Source organism: Novosphingobium sp. FG137 (assembly GCF_057809735.1).
Genome location: NZ_JBMDKN010000004.1, coordinates 367,460 through 389,921 on the forward strand (window position 1 = coordinate 367,460; position 22,462 = coordinate 389,921).

18 protein-coding genes are annotated in these 22,462 nt (G+C 65.9%); 7 read left to right on the forward strand and 11 right to left on the reverse strand.

Features of this window, described 5'->3' with window-relative positions; all coding sequences use genetic code 11:
- Entirely contained in the window at positions 1-768 is a 768-nt protein-coding gene (locus tag ACODS2_RS13600; protein WP_488999305.1) for a DUF4197 domain-containing protein, read from the reverse strand.
- Positions 769-890: 122 nt separating this feature from the next.
- Here ACODS2_RS13600 and ACODS2_RS13605 point away from each other — a divergent pair, with 122 nt between their 5' ends.
- Complete coding sequence (locus ACODS2_RS13605) at positions 891-1,898, forward strand: NADP-dependent oxidoreductase (RefSeq protein ID WP_488999306.1); 1,008 nt, start codon at positions 891-893, stop codon at positions 1,896-1,898.
- 15 nt (positions 1,899-1,913) lie between these two features.
- On the opposite strand, the gene ACODS2_RS13610 is transcribed toward ACODS2_RS13605, so the two are convergent.
- Positions 1,914-3,344: a M20/M25/M40 family metallo-hydrolase gene (locus ACODS2_RS13610; protein WP_488999307.1), complete on the reverse strand. Its 1,431-nt coding sequence runs from the start codon at positions 3,342-3,344 to the stop codon at positions 1,914-1,916.
- Between the two features lie 217 nt (positions 3,345-3,561).
- On the opposite strand from ACODS2_RS13610, the gene ACODS2_RS13615 reads away from it, so the two are divergent.
- Together ACODS2_RS13615 and ACODS2_RS13620 are read left to right on the forward strand one after the other, a co-directional pair.
- Complete coding sequence (locus ACODS2_RS13615) at positions 3,562-5,976, forward strand: TonB-dependent receptor (RefSeq protein WP_488999308.1); 2,415 nt, start codon at positions 3,562-3,564, stop codon at positions 5,974-5,976.
- 14 nt (positions 5,977-5,990) lie between these two features.
- Entirely contained in the window at positions 5,991-7,046 is a 1,056-nt protein-coding gene (locus ACODS2_RS13620; protein WP_488999309.1) for a hypothetical protein, read from the forward strand.
- A gap of 6 nt (positions 7,047-7,052) precedes the next feature.
- Here the strand turns inward: ACODS2_RS13620 and ACODS2_RS13625 are convergent, their stop codons facing one another.
- The gene (locus tag ACODS2_RS13625; protein WP_488999310.1) at positions 7,053-7,580 is read right to left on the reverse strand and encodes a hypothetical protein; all 528 of its coding nucleotides are present in this window, start codon (positions 7,578-7,580) and stop codon (positions 7,053-7,055) included.
- 129 nt (positions 7,581-7,709) lie between these two features.
- Here ACODS2_RS13625 and ACODS2_RS13630 point away from each other — a divergent pair, with 129 nt between their 5' ends.
- Together ACODS2_RS13630 and ACODS2_RS13635 are read left to right on the forward strand one after the other, a co-directional pair.
- Positions 7,710-9,596 (forward strand): NAD(P)-binding protein, encoded by a 1,887-nt coding sequence (locus ACODS2_RS13630; RefSeq protein WP_488999311.1) that lies wholly within the window; start codon positions 7,710-7,712, stop codon positions 9,594-9,596.
- A gap of 4 nt (positions 9,597-9,600) precedes the next feature.
- On the forward strand, positions 9,601-10,221 hold the full coding sequence (locus ACODS2_RS13635; protein ID WP_488999312.1) for a glutathione S-transferase family protein: 621 nt from the start codon (positions 9,601-9,603) through the stop codon (positions 10,219-10,221).
- Between the two features lie 79 nt (positions 10,222-10,300).
- On the opposite strand, the gene ACODS2_RS13640 is transcribed toward ACODS2_RS13635, so the two are convergent.
- The gene (locus ACODS2_RS13640; RefSeq protein WP_488999313.1) at positions 10,301-12,562 is read right to left on the reverse strand and encodes a TonB-dependent receptor; all 2,262 of its coding nucleotides are present in this window, start codon (positions 12,560-12,562) and stop codon (positions 10,301-10,303) included.
- A gap of 365 nt (positions 12,563-12,927) precedes the next feature.
- Here ACODS2_RS13640 and lepA point away from each other — a divergent pair, with 365 nt between their 5' ends.
- Positions 12,928-14,730: a translation elongation factor 4 gene (lepA, locus tag ACODS2_RS13645; RefSeq protein ID WP_488999314.1), complete on the forward strand. Its 1,803-nt coding sequence runs from the start codon at positions 12,928-12,930 to the stop codon at positions 14,728-14,730.
- Between the two features lie 18 nt (positions 14,731-14,748).
- Here the strand turns inward: lepA and ACODS2_RS13650 are convergent, their stop codons facing one another.
- The 5 genes from ACODS2_RS13650 to ACODS2_RS13670 form a co-directional block, all read right to left on the reverse strand.
- The gene (locus ACODS2_RS13650) at positions 14,749-15,522 is read right to left on the reverse strand and encodes an SDR family NAD(P)-dependent oxidoreductase (RefSeq protein WP_488999315.1); all 774 of its coding nucleotides are present in this window, start codon (positions 15,520-15,522) and stop codon (positions 14,749-14,751) included.
- 81 nt (positions 15,523-15,603) lie between these two features.
- Positions 15,604-16,953 (reverse strand): MFS transporter, encoded by a 1,350-nt coding sequence (locus ACODS2_RS13655; RefSeq protein ID WP_488999316.1) that lies wholly within the window; start codon positions 16,951-16,953, stop codon positions 15,604-15,606.
- Positions 16,954-16,973: 20 nt separating this feature from the next.
- Positions 16,974-17,966 (reverse strand): 5-oxoprolinase subunit C family protein, encoded by a 993-nt coding sequence (locus ACODS2_RS13660; protein ID WP_488999317.1) that lies wholly within the window; start codon positions 17,964-17,966, stop codon positions 16,974-16,976.
- 3 nt (positions 17,967-17,969) lie between these two features.
- Positions 17,970-18,620 carry a 5-oxoprolinase subunit PxpB gene (gene pxpB, locus ACODS2_RS13665; protein ID WP_488999318.1) on the reverse strand — a complete coding sequence of 217 codons (651 nt, stop codon included), beginning with the start codon at positions 18,618-18,620 and terminating at the stop codon, positions 17,970-17,972.
- Between the two features lie 2 nt (positions 18,621-18,622).
- Positions 18,623-19,489: a LamB/YcsF family protein gene (locus ACODS2_RS13670; protein WP_488999319.1), complete on the reverse strand. Its 867-nt coding sequence runs from the start codon at positions 19,487-19,489 to the stop codon at positions 18,623-18,625.
- A 128-nt stretch (positions 19,490-19,617) separates the two neighbouring features.
- Between ACODS2_RS13670 and ACODS2_RS13675 the strand changes: the two genes are divergently transcribed.
- Positions 19,618-20,733 carry a CaiB/BaiF CoA transferase family protein gene (locus ACODS2_RS13675; RefSeq protein WP_488999320.1) on the forward strand — a complete coding sequence of 372 codons (1,116 nt, stop codon included), beginning with the start codon at positions 19,618-19,620 and terminating at the stop codon, positions 20,731-20,733.
- Positions 20,734-20,739: 6 nt separating this feature from the next.
- Here the strand turns inward: ACODS2_RS13675 and ACODS2_RS13680 are convergent, their stop codons facing one another.
- Both ACODS2_RS13680 and hppD read right to left on the reverse strand, forming a co-directional pair.
- On the reverse strand, positions 20,740-21,285 hold the full coding sequence (locus tag ACODS2_RS13680; protein WP_488999321.1) for a VOC family protein: 546 nt from the start codon (positions 21,283-21,285) through the stop codon (positions 20,740-20,742).
- The gene (hppD, locus tag ACODS2_RS13685) at positions 21,282-22,400 is read right to left on the reverse strand and encodes a 4-hydroxyphenylpyruvate dioxygenase (RefSeq protein WP_488999322.1); all 1,119 of its coding nucleotides are present in this window, start codon (positions 22,398-22,400) and stop codon (positions 21,282-21,284) included. Before hppD ends, ACODS2_RS13680 begins: the two co-directional genes overlap by 4 nt.
- Between the last annotated feature and the right edge of the window lie 62 nt (positions 22,401-22,462).

A 22,462-nucleotide genomic window follows, 5' to 3' on the forward strand; every position in this document is an offset into this window, starting at 1 on the left:
TCAACCGCGCCCGAATATCTTCGCAATCAGCTTGCTGCCTGTCCCCAGCGGATTGCGCCGGATCTCGCGCTCCTGCTCGCCAAGGTAGAGGAACACCCCGTCGCTCGCCTTCTGGGTGACATAGCCAGTAAGGTCCCGCGCGCCGAACTGGCCCGCGATCAGGCTGTTCTTCGCACTGAACCGGTCGAGCGCCTGAAACGCCTTCACGCCCGACAGGGACTTTGCAACCACCGGCGTCATCGTCTGCTGCAGGTCCGGCCCCATCGTGCGGCGGAAGTAATCGGTGGCAGAGGTATCGCCGCCGGTCACGATCCCCATCGCGTCTGTCACCGTCATCCGCGTGATCGCACTCCTCAGCAGCGGCAGCGCCTTGCCTACCGCGCCTTCCGCTGCAGCGTTGAGCTTGCCCGAAAGTCCATCAGTCACGCCCGCACGGTCGAGCGCCCCGAGCAGCCCGTTGAGGCGGCCCAGCGGACCCGGCAAGCCGATACGCACGCGCGGATCATCGGCAAACCCGCCCGGCCGGCCCAGCTGTGCAACCACCCGCTCCGCCGCTTTGCCCAGCGCCAGCTTGAGCCCGCCCGAAGCCTCGCTGCTGGTCACCCCAGGCGGCGGCGCGGTGTTGGCCGCAGTGCTCGCCGGCGCGGACGGGCCGAGAATGCGCCCCAGCAAGGCACCCGCATCCTGCGCCGATTGTGCCGCTGCGGTTCCCGCCATCAGCGCCGCGATGGCCGCCCCCAGCCAGACTGTCCTCGTGCGCATGATCATGGTTCCCTCCTTCAGCCGCGCCCCCAGTCTGCGCCGCCGGGGCGAGCTAGTCAAAATGGCAATGGCGATGCCAGCGCCCGCCACCTAGCCAGAAGCTTCGTCCACCCGCCACGGAGTTTCCCATGCCGCACACCAACCGCCGCGTCTTCATCCGGCAGTACCGCGAGGGGATGCCGCTGCTCGAAGATTTCGGCATCGAGGATGTCGAGATCGCCGATGTGCCCGCAGGCCACGCGGTGGTGAAGGTCGATACGCTTTCGATGGACGCATGGATCCGCACCACGCTCACTCCGGGCAGCTTCCACGAGACCGCGCCGATCGGCTCGACTGTCCGCGCGCTCGGCGTCGGGCAGGTCGTGGAAAGCGCCGATCCATCGCTCGCTGCGGGGGACTGGGTCTATGGCATGCTCGCCGCGCAGACCCGTACGCTGGTGCCCGCTGCCGCGCTCACCAAGCTCGATCTTTCAAACAGCCTCAAGCCTGCGGACTATGTCGGCCCGCTCGGCCTCACCACCGGCCTCACCGCATGGGTCGGCCTCATTGCGGTGGCGGAGGTCAAGGCGGGCGACACGGTCCTCGTGTCCGGCGCTGCGGGCGCGGTAGGCTCGATGGTGGTGATGCTCGCCAAGGCGCGCGGGTGCCGGGTGATCGGCATTGCCGGCGGGCCGGACAAGTGCCGCTTCCTCACCGAAAGGCTCGGCGCCGATGTCGCCATCGACTACAAGAATGCCGACCTCGCCGCCGAAGTGGCAGCGGCAGCCCCCGGCGGAATCGACGTGTTCTTCGACAATGTCGGCGGCGAGATCCTCGATGTCGCGCTGGCAAACCTTGCGCCCGCCGATGCGCGCCTCGCCATCTGCGGCGCGATCTCGCAGTATTCGGACCTTGGCAATGTGCGCGGCCCGAAGAACTACCTCAAGCTCGCCGAGCGTAACGCCACGATGCGGGGCTTCGTCGTCACCCACCACGCCGCCCGCTTCCCCGAGGCGAAGGCGGAAATCGCCGCGCTGATGCAGGAGGGCAAGATCGATCTGCCCGAGCACGTCGTGGAAGGCATCGACCATTTCGCCGAGGCGCTGCTGCTGCTCTTCGCTGGCGGCCACACCGGCAATCTGCTGGTGCGGCCCTAGCGCGGGGGCTGCGGCTCAATCCTGCGCGGCGTAGACCTTCACCAGATCGTGCACGAAATCGCGCGCCAGGTAGAGCCCGGCAACTGACTGCCGCTCGTCGTGGCCGTGAGCATTGTTGCCATCGGGATCGGTATAGAGCCCGGGCACGCCATACGCCGGGATGCCAAGCGGGCCAAGGAACGCCGCATCCGTGCTCGTGAGCGATAGCCCGGGAACCAACCGCATGCCGGGAAAATAACGGGCGACGAGCCTTTCTGCCGGGCGCAGGATGCGCGGATCAAGCGGCGGCGTAACTGGCGCCGGCCGCACCCCGCCAAGGGGGGAAATGACCAGTTCGGGATTGCCGGTCGCTTTCACCAGGGCATCGCGCGTTGTCTCGGCATCCTCGCCGGGCAGGACGTAGCAATTGATCGAAGTCTTGGCGGTCTGCGGCAGTGCCGTGAGGATGTAGCCGCCCAGAACCAGCGTTGCGGCGCAGGTGGTATGCAGCAGGGCGTTGTAGGTGCGGTCGGCCGAAACCATCGCCTCGGCCGCGCTGTCGGTGGGATCGGCGGCAAGGCGGACCATCGCCGCGCCTAGCGCATCGCCGCGCTGGGCTCCGACCTGCGCGAAGTAGCTTTGGGTTGCTGCGTTGAAACGCAGGGGGAACTTCAAGGCGCGGATCTTCTGGATCGCGTCGGCAATCTTGTAGATGGCGTTGTTATCGATCGGTATCGAACCGGGACCGCCCGGGCTGAACGCCTCGATATCGAAATTGGCCATCGTCATTTCGCCAACCGCGATGGTCTGGCTGATGACCTTGCCGTGGCCATCGGTTTCGCCGCCGCCGCTTTCATTGAGCGCGAATTCGGCTGCAAGCAGCTCGGGCCGGTTGCGGGCCAGCCACTGCACGCCGTTGAGCCGCCCGCCGGTTTCTCCGCCGCAGGTCAGCGCCAGCTTGATCGTGCGCTTCGGCTTGAAGCCTTCTGCGCGCAGGCGCAGCAAGGTGTCGACCCAGATCGCATCGAGCGACTTCATTTCGGCCGTCCCGCGCCCGTAGAAGTAGCCATCCTTCTCGACGAGCTTGAACGGATCGGTCTTCCAGTGCTGCGCCCTCGCATTCACGGTATCGAGATGCCCCAGCAGCAGCATCGGTTTCGCCTTGGCAGACGTGCCCGGCACGGTGACAACCAGCCCGCCATCGAGCGGAAAGTCCTCGTCGCGGAACAGCGTGATCTGATCCTCGGCAAACCCAGCCCCCCGAAACCGCTCGGCAATCTTCTGCGCAAGGAGGGTGCAACTGCCCGTCGCCACCGAGGTGTCGGTTTCCACTAGTTCGCGGAAGAGATCGCGGAAGGCCTGCTGTCCTGCACTCGGCGGCGCGGCTGGGGCGGGCGCGGCGGCAAAGGAAGGTGCGGGAACCATAGCGAGTGCCAATGCGGCGCCCAGAACGGTCAAGCTTCTCACGAATGTGGTCTCCAGCGCGGGTTAGTGGTTAATGCTTAATCCCTCCATATCGGACCACAGTCCACTCGCATTGATCTGGAACAAGTGACAGATCCTCGGAAAATGGCCCGCCGCCCTGCCGCCCAAACGGTCTGCGGTCGCTTCGCAATTGCCCTGTAATCGCACCGTCATCACGGTTAGTTAATCCCGTTAGGGCCCGGCAAGGGGGAATGCGGCGATGATGGACAGGCGGATCTTGGCTGGCGGTGTTTCGCTGCTGGCGCTCGCTTCGGCAGTAACGGTGCGGGCGCAAGGTGTTAACGCCCTGCCGCCGGAGAATGCGGCCTTGTCCGCCGCGCCCGGCGAGATCGTCGTCACCGCGCAGAAGCGTGAGCAAAAACTGCAGGATGTGCCGCTTTCGATCGTCGCGCTCACCACCGAAGCGCTGGCCGAACGCAACGTGCGCAATTTCAACGATTACGCCAAGTTCCTGCCCAGCCTCTCCTACACGAGCTATGGCCCGGGGCAGGCGGAGGCCTATTTCCGCGGCCTTTCCAACGGCAACCGGCTCTCCACCGGCTCGCTCCCCACCGTCGGCGTCTATCTCGATGAGCAGCCCGTCACCACGATCGGCTCGACCATCGACGTCCATATCTACGACATCGCCCGGGTCGAGGCGCTGTCCGGCCCGCAAGGCACGCTGTTCGGCGCGAGCAGCGAGGCGGGTACGCTGCGGATCATCACCAACAAGCCCGATACCAAGGCCTTCTCGGGCTCGGTCGATCTCACCGCCAACACGGTCGCGCACGGCAAGGCCGGCGGGATTGCTGAAAGCTATCTCAACATCCCGCTCTCCAGCCGCGCCGCGCTGCGTGTCGTCGGCTTCTACCAATACGATGGCGGCTACATCGACAATGTCCGCGCCCCCGGCGGCGTCACCTATCCCACCTCGGGCGTGGTCCGCGACAACAAGGCGCTCGTTGGCCGGGACCAGAATTCGATCGAGGCCTACGGCGGCCGCGCCGCGCTCAAGGTCGATCTCGACGACAACTGGACGGCCACAGCCAGTGTCATGGGCCAGCGGCAGACCTCGAACGGAAACTTCGCGTTCAAGCCCTCGGTCGGCGATCTCAAGACCACCCGGTTCTTTCCCGAGGCACAGAAGGACGAATGGTATCAGGCCAGCCTCGCCATCGAAGGCAAGCTTGGCTCCTTCGACCTCACCTATGCGGGCGCATATTTCGAACGGAAGGCGGCCTATACCTCCGACTATTCGGATTATGCCTATCTCTACGATAGCTACTATGCCAGCACGCCCGATTATTTCGGCAATAATTTCAGGAACAACGCTGGCGATCTGATCAATCCGGCGCAGATCGTCAGCCAGGACGAGCGCTTCACCAAGCAGAGCCACGAGCTGCGCATCGCCTCGCCCTCGAGCGACCGGCTGCGGATCGTGGCAGGCCTGTTCTACCAGCGCCAGACCAACAACTGGCGCAATCTCTATACCGTGCCGGGTCTTGCCGATGCGCAGTCGGTCACCGGCCTGCCCGGGGTCAACTACGCCAACATCCAGTTCCGCACGGACCGCGACTATGCCGCCTTCGCCGAGGCCGCGTTCGATATCGTGCCCACGCTCACGCTCACCGGCGGCCTGCGCGCCTACAAGTACGACAACAACGTGATCGGCTTCTTCGGCTTCAACGGCACCCGCAGCGCGGTCGGCGAAGCGCTGTGCTTCCCCGGTACGGTCGGCGCCTATGGCACGCCCAATGGCTCTGGGCGCCCGTGCGACAACATCGACGCCAAGGCCACCGGCTCGGGCGTGCGCCACAAGCTGAACCTCAGCTGGAAGGCCGCGCCCGGCAAGCTGCTCTACGCCACCTGGTCCACCGGCTTTCGCCCCGGCGGCATCAACCGCCGCCCCACCGCACCGGCCTATGCGGTCGAGCAGCTCACCAATTACGAGATCGGCTGGAAGACGAGCTGGCTCGGCGGCAAGGTGCTGTTCAACGGTGCGCTGTTCCTTGAAAAGCTCAATCAGGCGCAGTTCGCCGTCACCAGCGATCAGAACGGCATCACCGATATCGTCAATGCCGGCCGCGCGCGGTCGAAGGGTATCGAGGCAGACCTGACCGTCCGCCCCGCGCAAGGGCTCTCGTTTCAGGTCTCGGGCACGTATGCCGATGCCCAGATCACCACGGACCTTTGCAAATACACCAATGCCGCGTTCGATTGCACGATCCCCAGCGCATCGGGCAATCCCAACGCCCTGCGCGCGCCGGCCGGAACGCGCTTTGCCGGCAGTCCGCGCTTCAAGCTATCCGGCCTGATGCGCTACGAGTTTACCCTCGGCAAATTCGACTACTTCCTGCAGGCCGCCGCGTTCCACCAGTCCAGCGTCTCCTCCTCGCTCGACGTCGACGAGGCGCGCCTGATCGGCCTCCAGCCCGGCTACAGCACGGTCGACCTCTCGGCCGGCATCAGCCGCGACACCTGGTCGGCCTCGCTCACCGTGGAGAACCTGGGTGACAAGCGCGCGCAACAGAGCCGCACGGCCACTTGCGCGATTTCGATTTGCGGGCGGGGCTCGGTGGTGGTCTACCCGCTGCGCCCCCGCTTCGTGAGCTTTCGCGTCGGGCGGCGCTTCTGATGGGAGACTTGGGTATGATCCGTTCGCTGATGGCGCTTGTGCTGCTCTTCGTCCCCACGCTCGTGCGCGCCGAAGCCCCTGCAGATGGTCAGCGCCTCATCCTCGTCACCATGGACGGCACGCGCTGGCAGGACGTCTTCCGCGGGCCGGACAAGGCGCTGGTCGCAGACCCGAAGTTCACCCATCCCGATTGGAAGGAAACGGTCGAGAAGGCGTGGGGGACCGGGCCTGCGGTCATGCCCTTCGTCCACAGCCTGCCCACACAGGGCGGCGTGCTCCATGGCAACCGCGATGCGGGCCAGTGCATGCGTGTCACCAACCTGATGTGGTTCTCCTACCCCGGCTACAACGAACTGCTCACCGGCCGCCCTGATCCTGCGATCACCACCAACGACAAGAACTGGAACCGCAACGTCACCTTCCTCGAATGGCTGAACCGCCGTCCGGGCTTCGCCGGCAAGGTGCGCATGTACGGTACGTGGGACGTGTTCCCCTACATCATCAACGACAAGCGCAGCGGCGTGCCGATAAACGGGGAAAGCCCCGGCGCGCATCCCACCGAAACCCGCACAATGCGCGATGCGCAGGCGGCACTGCGCTCCGCGGCTGATATGCGCGTGCTCTATGTCGCGCTCGGCGATACCGACGAGTTCGCGCACGAGGGTGACTATGCGCAGTACCTCGCCTCAATGAACCGCGACGATGATTTCATCGCCGAGCTCTGGCGCATGGCGCAGGCAGACCCGGCGTGGCGCGGGCGCACCACGCTGATCGTGACCACCGACCACGGTCGCGGCGCCAAGCCCGGCGCGGCCTGGACCGAACACGGCAGCGCCGCCGCGTGGAAGCTTGCTCCGGCTGACTACACGATTGCCGATCCGGAAGGCTTCCCCGGCTCGGACGCGATCTGGCTCGCCGCTATCGGCCCCGGCGTCCACGCCGCTGCGCCCGGCAGCGCTTGCCTCACCCAAAGCCAGATCGCCGCCAGCGCGCTCACCGCGCTGGGCGAGGACTGGAAAGCCTTCGACGCCGGGGCAGGGGCGCCGTTGCCATTCTTCGCGGGGCGCTGAAGCCGGTTACTTCCGCCGCACCCACTTCAGGTCATAATCCGTCGTCCACGTCGTCCCGCCATCCTCGGTGCCGATGGCCAGTTCGCGGACGGTGCCATCCGGCATCGCATAAAGCGTCCAGTGGCGCAGCCGCACCTTTCCCCCCGGCAGCGGCTTCTCGGTCACGTAGCGCATCTCGCCCGGCTTCACGAGATTGCCGCGAAACACCGTGGCCGCGCCATCATCGGTCGCCCAGGTATAGCCCCACGAGCCCAGCAGCCGCGAATAGTTGAACAGGCCGATGCCGTTGCCGGTGGGGTGGCCGTCGGTCTTCTTCCAATGCTCCTCGATCGCACAATCATTGAGGATCAGGCTCATCGTCACTTCGTCGGTCTTCTTCTCGCCGGTATAGACGTCCCAGCTGCCCAACGTGAAATCCAGCTCGCGGAACTTGGGGTCGCTGCGGCAGGTATCGGCAGGCGATGCCGGCGCTTGGGCCACAGCGGGCGCGGCGATCATCAAGGCAAGGGCGGCGGCGATAAGCGGGCGGTGCATGGACGGTCCTCCTGAACGGCTCGGCACGATCAGGCCGCAATTTGTCCGATTGCGCAAGAGCGCATGATGATTACAAATCGTGGCATGAGAGGCCCGCGCACCGGGCCGTATGCATTTGGGGGACAGCGGATGGCGGAATGGACTGACAAGGAACTGGGGCTCCATCTGCCTATCGCGCGGCGGGATTTCATCGGCGGGGTTGCGGCCGGCGCCGCACTCGCCACAGCACCCGGCGCGCTCGCGCAGGCGGCCACTGCGGCACCCATCGCCGCCAGCACAGACTATCCCCCCGCGCTCACCGGCCTGCGCGGCCAGTATCCCGGCTCGTTCGAAGCCGCCCACATGGCGCGCGACGGCGATTTCACCGGCAACCTCGCGGCGGATGACAGCGGCGAACACTATGATCTCGTCATCGTCGGCGGCGGCATCTCGGGCCTCTCTGCCGCCTGGTTCTACCGGCAGGCGCTGGGCGACGACCGCAAGATCCTCATCCTCGACAACCACGACGATTTCGGCGGCCACGCCAAGCGCAACGAGTTCCATTACGAAGGCCGCACCATCCTTGCCTACGGCGGCACGATGAGCATCGAATCGCCGTTCCCCTATAGCTTCACCTCGAAGAAGCTCATGGCGGACCTCGGCGTCGATCTCACCAGCTACCACCGCTATGAAACCAAGGCCTACGATGGCCTCGGCTCGGCCACCTTCTTCGACAAGGAGCACTTCCTTGCCGACAAGCTCGTCACCGGTACGGGCCAAAAGCCCTGGCCGCAGTTCTTCGCCGAAGCCCCGCTGACGGGCGCGGTGCGCGCAGACCTCAGCCGGATCTACACCGAAAAGGTCAACTACCTGCCGAACCTGACGCCCGAGGCGCGCGCCGAATACCTGCGCCACATCAGCTATCAGGATTACCTCCTCAAGCACGCGAAGATGCTGCCCGAAAGCCTGCCGTTCTTCCTCGGCCACTATTTCCGCAACAACAAGCGCGTCGATACGCTCCCCGCGTGGGAAGCCGCGCTTGGCGGCCGCATGCCGGGCTTTTCGGGCATGGACCTGCCCGCGCAGATCACCGCCGAAGCGCAGCATTTCCACTGGCCCGATGGCAACGCCACCGTCGCGCGCCTGCTTGTCAGCCGGCTCATTCCCGGTGCATTCCCGTCAGACAAGCTCGATCAGGAAAGCGTCGTCCTCGCCCCTGCGCGCTACGCCGCGCTCGATAATCCGGCCAACCCCACGCGCATCCGCCTCTCCAGCATGGTCATCCGCGCCGAACATATCGGCAAGCCCGCGCGCCAGACCGAAAAGGCCGTGCGCGTAATCTATGTGAAGGATGGCAAGCGCGTCTCCGTCACCGGCGCGAACGTCATCATGGCCTGCTTCAACATGGTGATCCCGTTCATCGTGCCCGACCTGCCGGCGGCGCAGAAGGAAGCGCTGCACTATGCATCCAAGGTGCCGATGCAGTACACCAACGTGCTGGTGAAGAACTGGCGCCCCTGGGCCAAGCTCGGCGTCAAGTCGATCGGCGCGCCCAACGGCTACCATATCGGCGCCTCGCTCGACACGCCGATGAACATCGGCGGCTATGCCAGCGCGCTCACGCCGGATGAGCCGGTCGTGATCCACATGGTCCGCAATCCCAACCAGCCGGGCCTGCCGCGCAAGGAGCAGAACCGCCTCGGCCGCGCCGCCATGCTGGCGGAGGAATACCCCACCATCGAGCGCGAGATCCGCAGCCAGCTCCAGCGCATGCTCGGCGGCGCTGGCTTCAACGCCGCGCGCGATATTGCCGCGATCACGGTCAACCGCTGGCCCCACGGCTATGCCTATACCTATGATACGCTGGGCGATCCCGATGTGCCCGATGAACTGCGCCCCCACGTGATCGGCCGCCAGACTTTCGGCCGCATCGCCATCGCCAATGCGGACGCGGCGGGCAGCGCCTTCACCAACACCGCGATCGACATGGGCGAACGCGCCGTGCAGGAATGCCTCATCAGCCGCGGCCTGATCTAGGGCCATGATCGAACTCTACCACTGCAAAGACGCGCGCTCCTTCCGCGCGCTCTGGGCGCTCGAAGAGCTGGGTCTGCCCTACAAGCTCCATACCATGCCGTTCCCACCGCGCGTGCGGGTGCCCGAATATCTCGAGCAGAACCCGCTCGGCACGATCCCGCTGCTGGTCGACGGCACAACGCGGATGACAGAATCCAGCGCGATCCCGCAGTATCTCGCCACGCGCTACGGCCCGACGCCGCTGGCAGTATCGCCCGAGGAAGCGGACTACGGCCTCTGGCTTGACTGGATGCACCGCAGCGAGGCGACGCTCACGTTCCCGCAGACCATCGTCCTGCGCTACACCCGCTTCGAACCCGACGAGCGCAAGCTGCAACAAGCCGCAGACGACTACACCCAGTGGTTCTTCTCGCGCCTCAAACACCTCACCCGCGCGCTGGAGGACGGCCGGGAATGGCTCTGCGCCGGGCGCTTCACGATGGCGGACGTCTGCACGGCCTACGCCCTGCTCCTCGCGATCGACCTCGGGCTCGACTACAAGTTCAGCCCTGAAATCGCGGCCTACTGGCAGCGCGCCAGCACCCGACCCGCCTTCCTTGCGGCCAAGGCAGCGCAACAAGCCTGAATCGCACTTGCTGAAAACGCAAAGCGGGGCGGCGACCCCTCAGCCGCCGCCCCGTTTTCAGCCCGGCAGCTTCAGCCGATCAGAACTTCACGCTGCCACGCACACCAAATGTGCGCGGGGCCTGGAACTGATAGGTATTGGCGCCCGCGTTGAAGTTCTGCGTCGCATAGGCCAGCACCTGCTTGTCAAACACGTTGCGCACGTAGGCCTGCACTTCCCAGAAGCTGTTTTCCGGCGCGAACTTGAGGCTGGCATTGGCCAGCACGTATTCCGGGCTTTGCGTGTCGGCAGTGTTGAACACCGAGTAATAGAATGCCGAGGAATACTTGGCATCGATGCGGGCCGTGAACGTGCCGAACGAGACCGGGAGCTCCTGCTCGATCCCGCCCGATGCCGTGAAGCCGGGCGCGTTGGGCAGGCGGTTGCCGCCGATGCTGATTGCTGCAGGCGGGGTCGCGCCGTTGTTGATCGTGATGCCATCGCCGAACTTCGTGTGCAGGTACGTTGCGTTGAAGTTGATCCGCGTGGCCTTGCCGACCAGCGCGACCGCACTGCCTTCGATGCCGAAAATCGAGGCATTGCCGACGTTGAACACGCCGGAACCGCTGCTCGTTGCCGCAGTGAACTGGCTGCCCTGATAGCCCTTGTACTTGAAGTAAAACGCCGAGGCGTTGAGCTGCAGGGTGTTGCCCATCAACGAGTTCTTGGTGCCGATCTCGAAAGAATCCAGCCGTTCTGGGCCGTAATCGACCGAAGGCGCGCTGCCGTTGGAGTTGAACCCGCCCGATTTGTAGCCGCGGTCATACTTGGCATAGATCAGCGAGCCCGCAGCGGGGCGGTAGTTGAGCCCCACATGCCAGGTCGGCTCGCCCTTGCTGAGGTTGCCGTTGCCGGGCGTGGTCAGCGGGAAGGGCGGGCACGTGCCCGGCGCGGGGAAGCCGTTGCCACACAGCGGGAAGGCGAGCGCGGGCAGGCTGAGCACGGCATTGCCGGTGCGCACCTTCTTGTCCCAGGTATAGCGGCCACCCAGGCTGAGCTGCAGCTTGTCGGTCAGGTCGTACTCGACCTGACCGAACAGCGCCTGCGAACGGGTGAGGATGTTGTAATCGAACTTGATGCCGTAGCGGTTCGACTGGTCGGCGTTGGGCACGCCAGTCAGGAAGCCGCCGGGGCCGAACAGCGGGCCGGTCATGTCGAGGTTGAAGATCCCCGAATTGACGACGTTCTTTTCCTGGAAATAGAAATAGCCCGCCTGGAAAAACAGCTTGCCGCCCTTGTCGTTGCTCACGCGGAATTCGTGGTTCCAGGTCTTGGGCGTTTCCTGCTGGCGGAACTGGCGGTTGGCCGGATAGCCGCCGGTGGCATCGAGCTGGTTGCGCCAGTTGGCGCTGTCATAGCCGCCCGAGTAGATGAAGTTGAGGCCCATGTCGGCGCTATAAGCGAGCTCCCAGCGCGCACGGTCGCTTGTCAGCTTGGTCATGGTCGGCGCGTCGCTGGTGAAAAGCTTGGCCTTGCCGAAGTCCGGCGTCGGCCCGCCCAGCGGCCCGCGGAACTGCGCATCGCCGTTCACGTCACGGCTGTCATGCTGGTACGAAACCCACGCTGAAAGACCATTGTCGCCCTTGTAGAGCGCCTGAATGCGGCCCGACTTGAAGTTCTCGTCGTCGCCGTCGAAGGCGGGGCCGGTCGAAGTACGGTAGCCCTTGTGGCTCAGCACGGTGCCAGAGGCGCGGACCGCGAAGCCCGGCGCGAGCAGCACGTTGACGCCCGCTTCTCCGTTGAAGGTCTTGTAGTTGCCCGCCTCGGCGCTTGCATAGCCGCCTGTGCGCAGCTCCGGGCGGACGGTGACGATGCTGACAAGACCGCCGGTCGAGTTGCGGCCCTGCAGCGTGCCTTGCGGCCCCTTCAGCACTTCGATGCGCGCCACGTCATAGAACGAGGAACTGATGGCGAACGAGCGGTTGGTGAAGAACCCGTCGCGCGTGATCGGCACCGAAGGATCGCCGATTTCGGTCACGTCGGTCGAGGCGATGCCGCGCACCGCGACATAGGCCGAGCCGGTCGAGTTGGTGACGTTGACGCTGGGATCGATCTGCGAAAGATCGCGGACCGTGTTGACGCCTTGATCCGCGAGCGCAGTGCCCGTGTAGACGTTGAGCGCGATCGGCGTGTCCTGCGCGCTCGAGGCGACGCGGTTGGCGGTGACGACGATTTCGCCAAGGCCTTCAGCGGGCTTGGTCGCATCGGTGGCGGCGGCACCGCTGTCCTGCGCCAGGGCAGGCGCGGCGAGCGCGAACAGGCTCGCGCCCAGCAGGAATGCAGCAGCAGTGGTAGACTTCATGGCTCTCCCCTTGAATTGGAATCTTTTGACGGAATTAGATTAGTAATGATCATTCTAATATTAGGAACCAAAGCCGACGTCAATATCGCCCCGAAATGGTGGGTTATCGGGCGGACAGGGGGCGCCGCCCCGCATCAACCTGTCCTACACGCCGCGAATCTGTCAGGGTTCGCGCATGGTCCCGAAGCTGCCCTGTCTCGAAGCAACAAGCCTGAGGTGGCTGATCGCCCTGATCGATCAAAGGCGCTCTATTGATCGATTGCAATTATTGCTCAGGACAGTGTCAACTGTGTCAACTTGCCGCCCGGCCCCCCGTCCGATTGGCCCTGATGACACCGCGCGCCTGCGCTGCTAACGGCGGGCGCATGACCGAACTCTCGTTGATCCGCAATTTCAGCATTATTGCTCACATCGACCACGGCAAGTCCACGCTGGCCGACCGCCTGATCCAGTTCACCGGCGGCCTCTCGGCGCGCGAGATGAGCGAGCAAGTCCTTGACAATATGGACATCGAGCGCGAGCGCGGGATCACGATCAAGGCGCAGACCGTCCGGCTCGACTACACCGGCAAGGACGGCAAGACCTATCAGCTCAACCTGATGGACACGCCGGGGCACGTCGATTTCGCCTACGAAGTCAGCCGCAGCCTCGCCGCCTGCGAGGGCGCGCTGCTGGTGGTCGATGCGGCGCAGGGCGTCGAGGCGCAGACGCTTGCCAACGTCTACCAGTCGATCGAGCATGACCACGAGATCGTGCCCGTCATCAACAAGATCGACCTGCCCGCCGCCGAGCCCGAAAAGGTGCGGCACGAGATCGAGGAAGTCATCGGCATCGACGCAAGCCAGGCGGTGCTGACCAGCGCCAAGTCCGGCATCGGCATCGAGGAAGTGCTCGACGCCATCGTCGCGCGCATCCCCCCGCCGGGCGGCGACCGTGCCAAGCCGCTCAAGGCCATGCTGGTCGACTCATGGTACGATCCCTACCTCGGCGTCGTCATTCTGGTCCGCGTGATCGACGGGGTCATCAAGAAGGGCCTCTCGGTCAAGTTCATGGCCGGCGGCACCGAACACCTGATCGACCGTGTCGGCTGCATGCGCCCCAAGCTGCAAGTGCTCGACGAACTGGGTCCGGGCGAAATCGGCATCATCACGGCGCAGATCAAGGAAGTCGCGCAGGCCCGCGTGGGTGACACGATCACGACGGTGAAGCAGGGCGCGACCGAGGCCTTGGCGGGCTTCAAGGAAGTGCAGCCGGTGGTCTTCTGCGGCCTGTTCCCGGTCGATGCGGCAGACTTTGAAAAGCTGCGCGAAAGCATCGGCAAGCTGCGCCTCAACGACGCCAGCTTCTCGTTCGAGATGGAAAGTTCGGCCGCGCTCGGCTTCGGCTTCCGCTGCGGGTTCCTCGGCCTGCTCCATCTGGAAATCATCCAGGAGCGCCTCAGCCGCGAATACGATCTCGATCTCATCACCACCGCGCCTTCGGTTGTCTATCGCCTCTCCATGACCGACGGCACGGTGAAGGAGCTCCACAACCCCTCCGACATGCCCGATCCGGTCAAGATTGCGGAAATGGAAGAGCCGTGGATCAAGGCGACGATCTACACGCCCGACGAATACCTCGGCTCGATCCTCAAGCTCTGCCAGGATCGGCGCGGCATCCAGACTGGCCTGACCTACGTCGGCGGCCGCGCGCAGGTGACCTATGAACTGCCGCTCAACGAAGTGGTGTTCGATTTCTACGACCGCCTCAAGTCGATCAGCCGCGGCTACGCAAGCTTCGATTACGAACAGATCGGCCTGCGCGAAGGCGATCTCGTGATGATGAACATCCTCGTCAACAACGAGCCGGTCGACGCGCTATCCATGGTCGTCCACCGCAGCCAGGCCGATCCGCGCGGGCGCCACTTGGTGGAGCGCCTCAAGGACCTTATCCCGCGCCACATGTTCAAGATCCCGATCCAGGCCGCCATCGGCGCGAAGGTCATCGCGCGCGAGACAATCAGCGCGATGCGCAAGGACGTCACCGCCAAGTGCTATGGCGGCGACATCAGCCGCAAGAAGAAGCTCCTCGACAAGCAGAAAGAAGGCAAAAAGCGGATGCGGGAATACGGCAACGTGACCATCCCGCAGGAGGCGTTCATCGCGGCGCTCAGGATGGGTGAGGAGTGACGAGCGCCTGCGCGCCCTTCAGCTTGCGGTGAAGCCCCCGTCGACCACCAGTTCCGAACCGGTCATGAAGGCGGCGCGGTCAGAGGCGAGGAAGGCGACGGCGTCGGCCACGTTGTGCGGTACGCCGAAGTGGCCCAGCGGGTGGAGGTTGGAGAAGTTGGCGCGGGTGTCGTTTTCGCCGGTGCCGGTGGCGGCCGCGAACTGGGAGACGAGATCGCGGCCCATGTCGGTTTCGATGATCCCGGGGTGGACCGAATTGCAGCGGATGCGCAAGGGCGCGACTTCCATGGCCACACCCTTGGTGAAGAGGCGGACTGCGCCCTTGGTCGCGTTGTAGCAGCTGACCAGCGCGGTGCCGACCAGACCGGCGACCGAGGAGAGATTGATGATCGAGGCCCCGCCGGGCCATTGGATCGCGCGCTCGGCCATGAGCGGGACGGCGTGCTTGCAGCCGAGGAACACACCTTCGACATTGACGCTGTGGAGGCGGCGCCAATCTTCGAGCGTGGTTTCGGTGAGGGGCCTCGCCATGAACAGCCCGGCGTTGTTGACCAGAATATCGAGCCCGCCGGCGGCTTCGCGGGCGAAGGCCATCGTATCGATCCAGCTCTGCTCATCGGTGACGTCATGCGCGCGGGCGAGGCCGCCGAGCTGCTCCGCGAGGGCCTCGGGCGCGGCAAGATCGGTGACGATGACGCGCGCGCCAAGCGCAGCGAGGGCGCGGGCGCAGGCCTCGCCTATGCCGCGCGAGGCGCCGGTGACGAGGGCAATGCGGCCGGCTAGTTCAGTCATGGGCGTCTCTCTCCATCGGTTCTGTTTGCGCAGCATCCTAGCGCCGATTTTGCCGATGGCTACTGGTATGGGGAGGACTGATCAGGCGCTCTTTCGTGGGCGCACTGCCAGGACCGCGATGCCGATGGCCAGGCAGGACAGGCCGAGCACGGCGAAGAACGGCACGATTCCGGCCGCCACGATCACCGCGCCCATGCCGGAACCGGCGACTGCGCCGATGCGGCCGAGCGATAGCGTGATGCCCACCCCCTGCGCGCGGATGGGGGCGGGAAAGGCGTTGACGGCGAGCGAGAACAGCATGATCTGGAGCCCGGACATGAAGACACCGGCAGCGGCGAAGCCCAGCACGACCAGCGAAGTCGCGTGCAGGCCGCCGGACAAAATCGGGCCGATCGCGAAAGTGCAGGCGGTGCCGAGGATCGCCATCACCACCATGGGCATGCGCGGGCCGAAGCGGTCCATCATCCGCGAGCCGACCAGTGCGCCGACGATGCCGCCCAGATTGAATGCACCGGCGCCAAACGAGGCAACCGCCAGATCATAGCCAAGCGCCGCGAGCATGGTCGGGCCCCAGTTGAACACGAGGTAATTGCCGAGCAGGCCGAACAGGAACGCCGCCGAGAGCGCGAGCGTATCGCCAAGCAGCGGGGGGCGGAACAGCGCCTTGATGCCGATCGCAGGTTCGGAAGCGGCAGATGTTTCGGGCGCAAAGCGGGCCGGAACATCGAAGCCCGACGCGCGCAGCACGCGCCCTAGCTCTGCGCGGCGGCGCGGGCGGTGCATGAGGAACCGCGGCGATTCCGGCAGAAGTGCGAGGAGGGCGCCGGTCACCACGATGGTCAGCCCACCAGCGGTGAGGAACAGCGCGCGCCAGCCATAAACCGGCAGCAGCCACGCGGACAATGCTCCGCCGACGAGACCGCCGAGCACGACCGCGAGCATGCTGATCGAGACCGAAAGGCTGCGGCGATGCGCCGGGGAGAATTCGGAGACCAGCGCGGTCGCGTTCGGCAGCGCGGCGCCCAGCGCAAGGGTGGAGATGAAGCGGCAGGTGGCCAGCATGGGCAGGCTATCGGCAAAGGCCGAGGCGGCTGTCGCCAGACCAAACAGGCCCGCCGCGCTGACCAGCGTGGGGCGCCGCCCGGCGCGATCACCCAGCCAGCCGCCAAGACCGCTGCCGATCGACATGATGAGCAGGCCCGCGACCACCACCGGCACGAAGCTTTCACGCGGGAGGTGCCACGCCTTCATCAGCGCGGGCATGGCAAAGCCGAGGATCTGGTTATCCAGCCCATCGAGCAGGATCGCGGCGGTGCACAGTGCGAGCACGCGCTTCTGGTAACCGCTCCAGCCCCCCCCATCGATCAGTTGCTCGATGTCGATGCGCGGAAGATCGGCGTCCATGTCGTCTGGCATGGGTTCAGCGTCCAATTCCAATCTCCTCCTCGCCCTCAGGCCCCGTTTGCATCGATCACGCCATCGACGAGATTGCTGGACCACAAGCGCTCGTCCAGCCGCCCGGGCGCGGTGAGACTGCGCAGCCAGGCTGCGTTGGCCGCTGCGGCGGTGCGGCTGCGGCGCAGGGCTTCGTGGGGATCGATGAGGTTGAAGCGGAACGTGTGCCCGGCCGGCATCTGTGCCAGCCGATCCACATCAGGGCCGATCAGGGTGGCGATTTTCGGGTAGCCGCTGGTGGTCTGGTGATCGGCGAGGAGGACGGTGAGGCCGCCATCGCCATCGGCCTGCAGGCAGCCGCGCAGCGCCGGTTCGCTGGGCATCGAGATCGAGGTTGGCACGAGTGGCGGGCCGCCGAGTACGCGGCCCATCCGGTCGAAGCGGGACGTCGCGGTGAAGCGCGCCTGCTCAAACTGGCTGACAGCATCAGCCGGGAAGTGGCGATCTTGCGGCCCGAGCACCACGGCAAAGCTGTCCGGCGGTCCGGCTGGGGGAGGCGGTGCCAGCGTGCGGGGTTCAAGCGTACGCGGGGCATTGAACGCGAAGGTCGATCCCGCCTCGATCAGGCCGCCGCCGAGCCCGGACGAGGCATGAGTCGCGCTGCTGCCGAGCCAGCGCGGCGCGGCATGCTCGCCGGCAAAGGCGAGGTAGGCCCAGTTGCCCGATCCAGCGCGGATACGCAGGCTCTGGCCGGCGTGCAGCGTGCCCACGCGCAAGGCCTTTGGTTCATCGCCGTCGATATCGGCGAGGAACCCGCCGCCGCACAGCGCGAAGCCGATTGCGCCTTCGTGGCAGGTGATGAGGCATCCGCCGTGCGAGAGTTCGAAGGCCCAGCCATCGGCAGCCCCGGTCGCGGCGAGCGCGGCGGCGAAGCCGAGGCGGTCGACCGGGCCGGACGGCGGCACGCCGAAGCGCATCGCGCCGGTGCGGCCGCGATCCTGGATCGTGGTCAGCGGCCCGGCGGCTTCGAAGAGGATGCGCGCCTGCATCAGCTAGCGGTCCCGCTCGAAGCGGATCACATCACCGGGATCGAACAGGAAGGGCTGCGCGCGGGCGGGATCGAGGATCACTTGCGCGGTGTGGCCGATCACCCACCAGCCAGTCGGCATCGGCAGGGTGGTGATCAGGCACTGCGCGCCCGCGATGATCACGCTACCGGCGGGGTGGCCGCGCTCGGCGCGGGGCTTGCGCGGCAGGTGCAGCGCGGGCGGCACGCCGCCGAGATAAGCGTAGCCGGGCGCGAAACCGTACATGAAGACGCGGTATTCCCCGGCGAGGTGCTGGGCGACGACCTCGTCCGCTGTGAGGCCGGTTGCCTTGGCCACGGCTTCCAGATCGGGGGCCGAGGCGGCGTCATAGCGGACCGGGATCACGTGTTCGCGCGCTGGCCGCGTCTCGATCGCGGCGCTTTCTAGCAGCGCGAGGGCGTGGGCGGCGATCCGGTCTCCGCCGGTTTGCAGCGGATCGAACACGATCATCAGCGAGACATAGGCCGGCACGGTTTCGATCATGCCCTGCGGCGGCTGTCCGGCCAGCGCACGATCGAGCGCCACGACGCGTTCATTGGTTGCGGTGCTGATTTCTCCGCCGAAATCGATGAGGACGGCGCTCTCGCCGATCGGCCGGACGGATACCGCGCTCATGCTCACCGCAGGAAGGGCGCGACCGTGACCCCGCGTCCGCCGAGCGCGACGCGGATCGCGCGGGCCATGACCACGGCATGGGGATCATCGCCGTGCACGCAGATCGAATGGCCTGCCAGCCTCACCGGTTCGCCCCCTACGGTTGGCATCAGCGCGGTTTCGAGCCAGCTGAGCAAGCGTGCGGCGGCGGCGCCATAATCATCGATCATCGCGCCGGGCTGGCCGCGCGGGACAAGGTTGCCGGTGGGCGTGTAGCCACGGTCGGCGTAGATCTCGCTGAACACTTGGCAGCCCGCATCGCGCGCCACCTGTTCCAGCACGGTGCCGGAGATGGCGAGCACGGCAAGCTTGCTGTCGATCGCGCGCACCGCGCGCACGATGGCTTCGGCGATGGCGCGGTCTTCGCTCGCGACATTGGCGAGCGCGCCGTGCGGCTTCACATAGGACACGCGCGTGCCCGCCAGCGCGGCGATGGCCATGAGCGCGCCGGTCTGCGCGGCGACAAAGCGCTCCACCTCGGGCGGCGGGAAGGGCAGGCGGCGGCGGCCAAAGCCTTCCTTGTCGGGGTAGCTCGGGTGCGCGCCCACGGTGATCCCGCGCTCACGTGCAAAGGTGAGCGTGCGGAACATCGTCTCCGGATCGCTGGCGTGGCCGCCGCAGGCAATGTTGGCGCTGGTGACGATCTCCAGCATGGCCTTGTCATCGCCCATCACCCACGGGCCATAGCCCTCGCCAAGGTCGGAATTGAGATCGATCATGCGGAGCTTGAGATCAGGCATCAGCGCTTTTCCGGACTTCGAGGACGACACCGCAGCAGGGGCCGCATCGAAATAGGTGAAGCCGCTGCCATTGTCTCGCCTTGCGCGCATCAAGGGGAGGAAATCCCGCTGAGCTTGCGCTAAAGCCTCTCTGATATGAACGCCGATCGCACCAGTAAGCCCAAATGGCCCAGCCCGCGCGCCTGCCGGTTTGCGGGTGATCGAGAGGTCTGTTCCTGATGGCGGGCGCGCTGGACGGCCTGCTGGTGGTGGCGCTGGAGCAGGCAGTGGCGGCGCCGCTGTGTACGCGCCAGTTGGCCGATGGCGGCGCGCGGGTGATCAAGCTGGAGCGCGCCGGCGGCGAGACGGCGCGGCACTATGACACTACCGTCCACGGCGCATCGGCCTATTTTGCCTGGCTCAACCGGGGCAAGCAGAGCGTCGTGATCGATGTGAAGGACGCAGGTGACCGGGCCATGGTCGAGCGCATGGTGGGCAAGGCGGATGTCTTCATCCAGAACCTGGCGCCGGGAGCGGCGGCGCGGCTGGGGCTGGATGCGGCCGCACTGGTGGAGCGCCATCCCCGTCTCATCGCGGTCGACATCTGCGGTTACGGTCAGTCCACCGCGGCCCACGCGATGCGCGCCTATGACATGCTGGTGCAGGCCGAAGCGGGCATTTGCGCCGTTACCGGCACGCCCGAAGCCATGGCCAAGGTGGGTGTTTCGATTGCCGACATCGCGACGGGCATGAACGCGCATGCTGCCATCCTGGAAGCGCTGATCGGGCGGGGGAGGACCGGCCGGGGAGCGGCCATCGAGATTGCGATGTTCGATGCGATGGCGGACTGGATGGCGGTGCCGCTGCTGCATCTGGCGCATGCCGGGCGGGTTACCGGGCGGCACGGCCTCGAACATGCGGCGATCTATCCTTATGCCGCCTATGCCTGCCTTGACGGCTCGTTGATGATCTCGATCCAAGCGCCGGATGAATGGCGGCGGTTTTGCGCTGGCGTGCTGGGCGATTCCGCGCTGGCGGATGATCCGCGCTTTGCGACCAACCCTGACCGCGTGGTCAACCGCGAGACACTGGGGCGCATCGTGGGCGATGTGCTCGCCGCCATGACAATTGCTGACGCCAGCGCGCTGCTTGATCGGCACCGTATCGCCTGGGGCCGCGTATCGACCGTGGCGGACGTTTCCGCCCATGCCGCGCTGCGCCGCGTGCCCGCCGAAGTGGGCGGAGAGGCGTTTGATCTGCCGCGCCCGCCGGGGCGTTCCGGCGCGCTGCCGACTGCTATCCCCGCGCTCGACGCCAACGGGGCCGACCTGCGCCGAGAGTTCGGCGAAGGCTGAAGCGCCTCAGGCGTTTGCGGCGGGATCCTTGTGCAGCCATTCGGCATGGCGCGGCGCGCGCTTGGTGCGGCTCCATTCCTCGAGCATCACGGGGGCGAGTGTCTCAAGCTCCTCATACTGCGCGGCCGTGCCGATATTGCAGGCGAGTTCGAGCCGGTGGCCGTTGGGATCGAAGAAATAGATCGAGCGGAAAATGCCGTGGTATGTCGGGCCGAGGACGTCGATGCCTTCCGCTTCGAGATGCGCCTTGGCCGCATGGAGCGCGGCTTCGTCCGCCACTTCGAAGGCAAGGTGCTGCACCCAGGCGGGGGTGTTGGGGTCGCGGCCCATTTCCGGCTGGTTCGGCAGCTCGAAGAAAGCGAGCACATTGCCGCCACCGCAATCGAGGAAAACATGCATGTAGGGATCATGCTCGCCGGTGGAGGGCACGGTGTCTTCGGCAAAGGCGGTTGTGTAGCGCATGCCCATCACGCTCTCGTACCACGCGACGGTCTCCTTCGCGTCGCGGCAGCGATAGGCGACGTGGTGGATGCGCTTGATCTGGGGGATCATGCGGCGGCTCCTTCCACATTCAGCACGCCGCGGCGCATCTGGTCGCGTTCCATCGACTGGAAGAGGGCGGTGAAGTTGCCTTCGCCGAAGCCCTCGTCCTTCTTGCGCTGGATGAATTCGAAGAACACCGGGCCGATCTGCGTTTCGGAAAAGATCTGCAGCAGCAGGCGCGGGTCGCCCGCCTCGGTTGAACCGTCGAGCAGGATGCCGCGCTTTTGCAGTTCCTCCACCGGTTCGCCGTGGCCGGGCAGGCGCTCGGCCAGCATCTCGTAATAGGTCGCGGGCGGCGCGGTCATGAAGGGGGTGCCGAGCGCCTTGAGGCGGTCCCATGCGCCGAGCAGATCGTCGCAGGCGAAGGCGATGTGCTGGATGCCCTCGCCATTGTAGGCGCGCAGGAATTCCTCGATCTGGCCGCCGCCCGCCTTTGCTTCCTCGTTAAGCGGAATGCGGATCTTGCCATCGGGCGCGGTCATCGCGCGGCTGGTGAGGCCGGTGTATTCGCCCTTGATGTCGAAATAGCGGATCTCGCGGAAGTTGAAGATCCGTTCGTAGAACGCGGCCCAGTGCGCCATGCGGCCGCCGTAGACGTTGTGGGTGAGGTGGTCGATCGTGTGGAAGCCCGCGCCTTTGGGCTGGCGGTCGATGCCCGGCAGGTAGACGAAATCGATGTCGTAGATCGAGAGATCGCCCAGCGGTGAGCCTTCATAGCGGTCGATCAGATAGATGATCGCGCCGCCGATGCCGCGGATCGCGGGGAGGCTGAGTTCCATCGGGCCGGTGCGCACCTCGACGGGCTCTGCGCCGCGTTCGAGCGCCTTGGCGTAGGCTTCGGCGGCATTGCGCACGCGCCAGCCCATGCCGCATGCCGAAGGGCCATGCTCGGCCGCGAACCAGGCTGCGGGGCTTTTGGGCTCATAGTTGGCGATGAGGTTGATGCCGCCCTGCCGCCAGAGCTGCACCGCCTTGGAGCGGTGGTTGGCGATATGGGTGAAGCCCATCGCGGCGAACACGGGTTCGAGCAGGCCCGGTTGGGGCGCGGAAAATTCGATGAATTCGAAGCCATCGAGGCCCAGCGGATTTTCGAACAGATCGGTTGTCTTCGCCACTGCGTTCACCGCGTGTCTCCCATGGTTCCGGTTGCGGGCATAATAGCGCAAGGGGCACGCGCTGTCCGCGC

Excerpts from the sequence above, each read along its gene's own strand:
- ACODS2_RS13600 (WP_488999305.1), bottom strand. The coding sequence starts at position 768 with ATGATCATGCGCACGAGGACAGTCTGGCTGGGGGCGGCCATCGCGGCG.
- ACODS2_RS13605 (WP_488999306.1), top strand. The coding sequence starts at position 891 with ATGCCGCACACCAACCGCCGCGTCTTCATCCGGCAGTACCGCGAGGGG.
- ACODS2_RS13615 (WP_488999308.1), top strand. The coding sequence starts at position 3,562 with ATGATGGACAGGCGGATCTTGGCTGGCGGTGTTTCGCTGCTGGCGCTC.
- ACODS2_RS13620 (WP_488999309.1), top strand. The coding sequence starts at position 5,991 with ATGATCCGTTCGCTGATGGCGCTTGTGCTGCTCTTCGTCCCCACGCTC.
- ACODS2_RS13625 (WP_488999310.1), bottom strand. The coding sequence starts at position 7,580 with ATGCACCGCCCGCTTATCGCCGCCGCCCTTGCCTTGATGATCGCCGCG.
- ACODS2_RS13630 (WP_488999311.1), top strand. The coding sequence starts at position 7,710 with ATGGCGGAATGGACTGACAAGGAACTGGGGCTCCATCTGCCTATCGCG.
- ACODS2_RS13635 (WP_488999312.1), top strand. The coding sequence starts at position 9,601 with ATGATCGAACTCTACCACTGCAAAGACGCGCGCTCCTTCCGCGCGCTC.
- ACODS2_RS13640 (WP_488999313.1), bottom strand. The coding sequence starts at position 12,562 with ATGAAGTCTACCACTGCTGCTGCATTCCTGCTGGGCGCGAGCCTGTTC.
- lepA (WP_488999314.1), top strand. The coding sequence starts at position 12,928 with ATGACCGAACTCTCGTTGATCCGCAATTTCAGCATTATTGCTCACATC.
- ACODS2_RS13650 (WP_488999315.1), bottom strand. The coding sequence starts at position 15,522 with ATGACTGAACTAGCCGGCCGCATTGCCCTCGTCACCGGCGCCTCGCGC.
- ACODS2_RS13660 (WP_488999317.1), bottom strand. The coding sequence starts at position 17,966 with ATGCAGGCGCGCATCCTCTTCGAAGCCGCCGGGCCGCTGACCACGATC.
- pxpB (WP_488999318.1), bottom strand. The coding sequence starts at position 18,620 with ATGAGCGCGGTATCCGTCCGGCCGATCGGCGAGAGCGCCGTCCTCATC.
- ACODS2_RS13670 (WP_488999319.1), bottom strand. The coding sequence starts at position 19,489 with ATGCGCGCAAGGCGAGACAATGGCAGCGGCTTCACCTATTTCGATGCG.
- ACODS2_RS13675 (WP_488999320.1), top strand. The coding sequence starts at position 19,618 with ATGGCGGGCGCGCTGGACGGCCTGCTGGTGGTGGCGCTGGAGCAGGCA.
- ACODS2_RS13680 (WP_488999321.1), bottom strand. The coding sequence starts at position 21,285 with ATGATCCCCCAGATCAAGCGCATCCACCACGTCGCCTATCGCTGCCGC.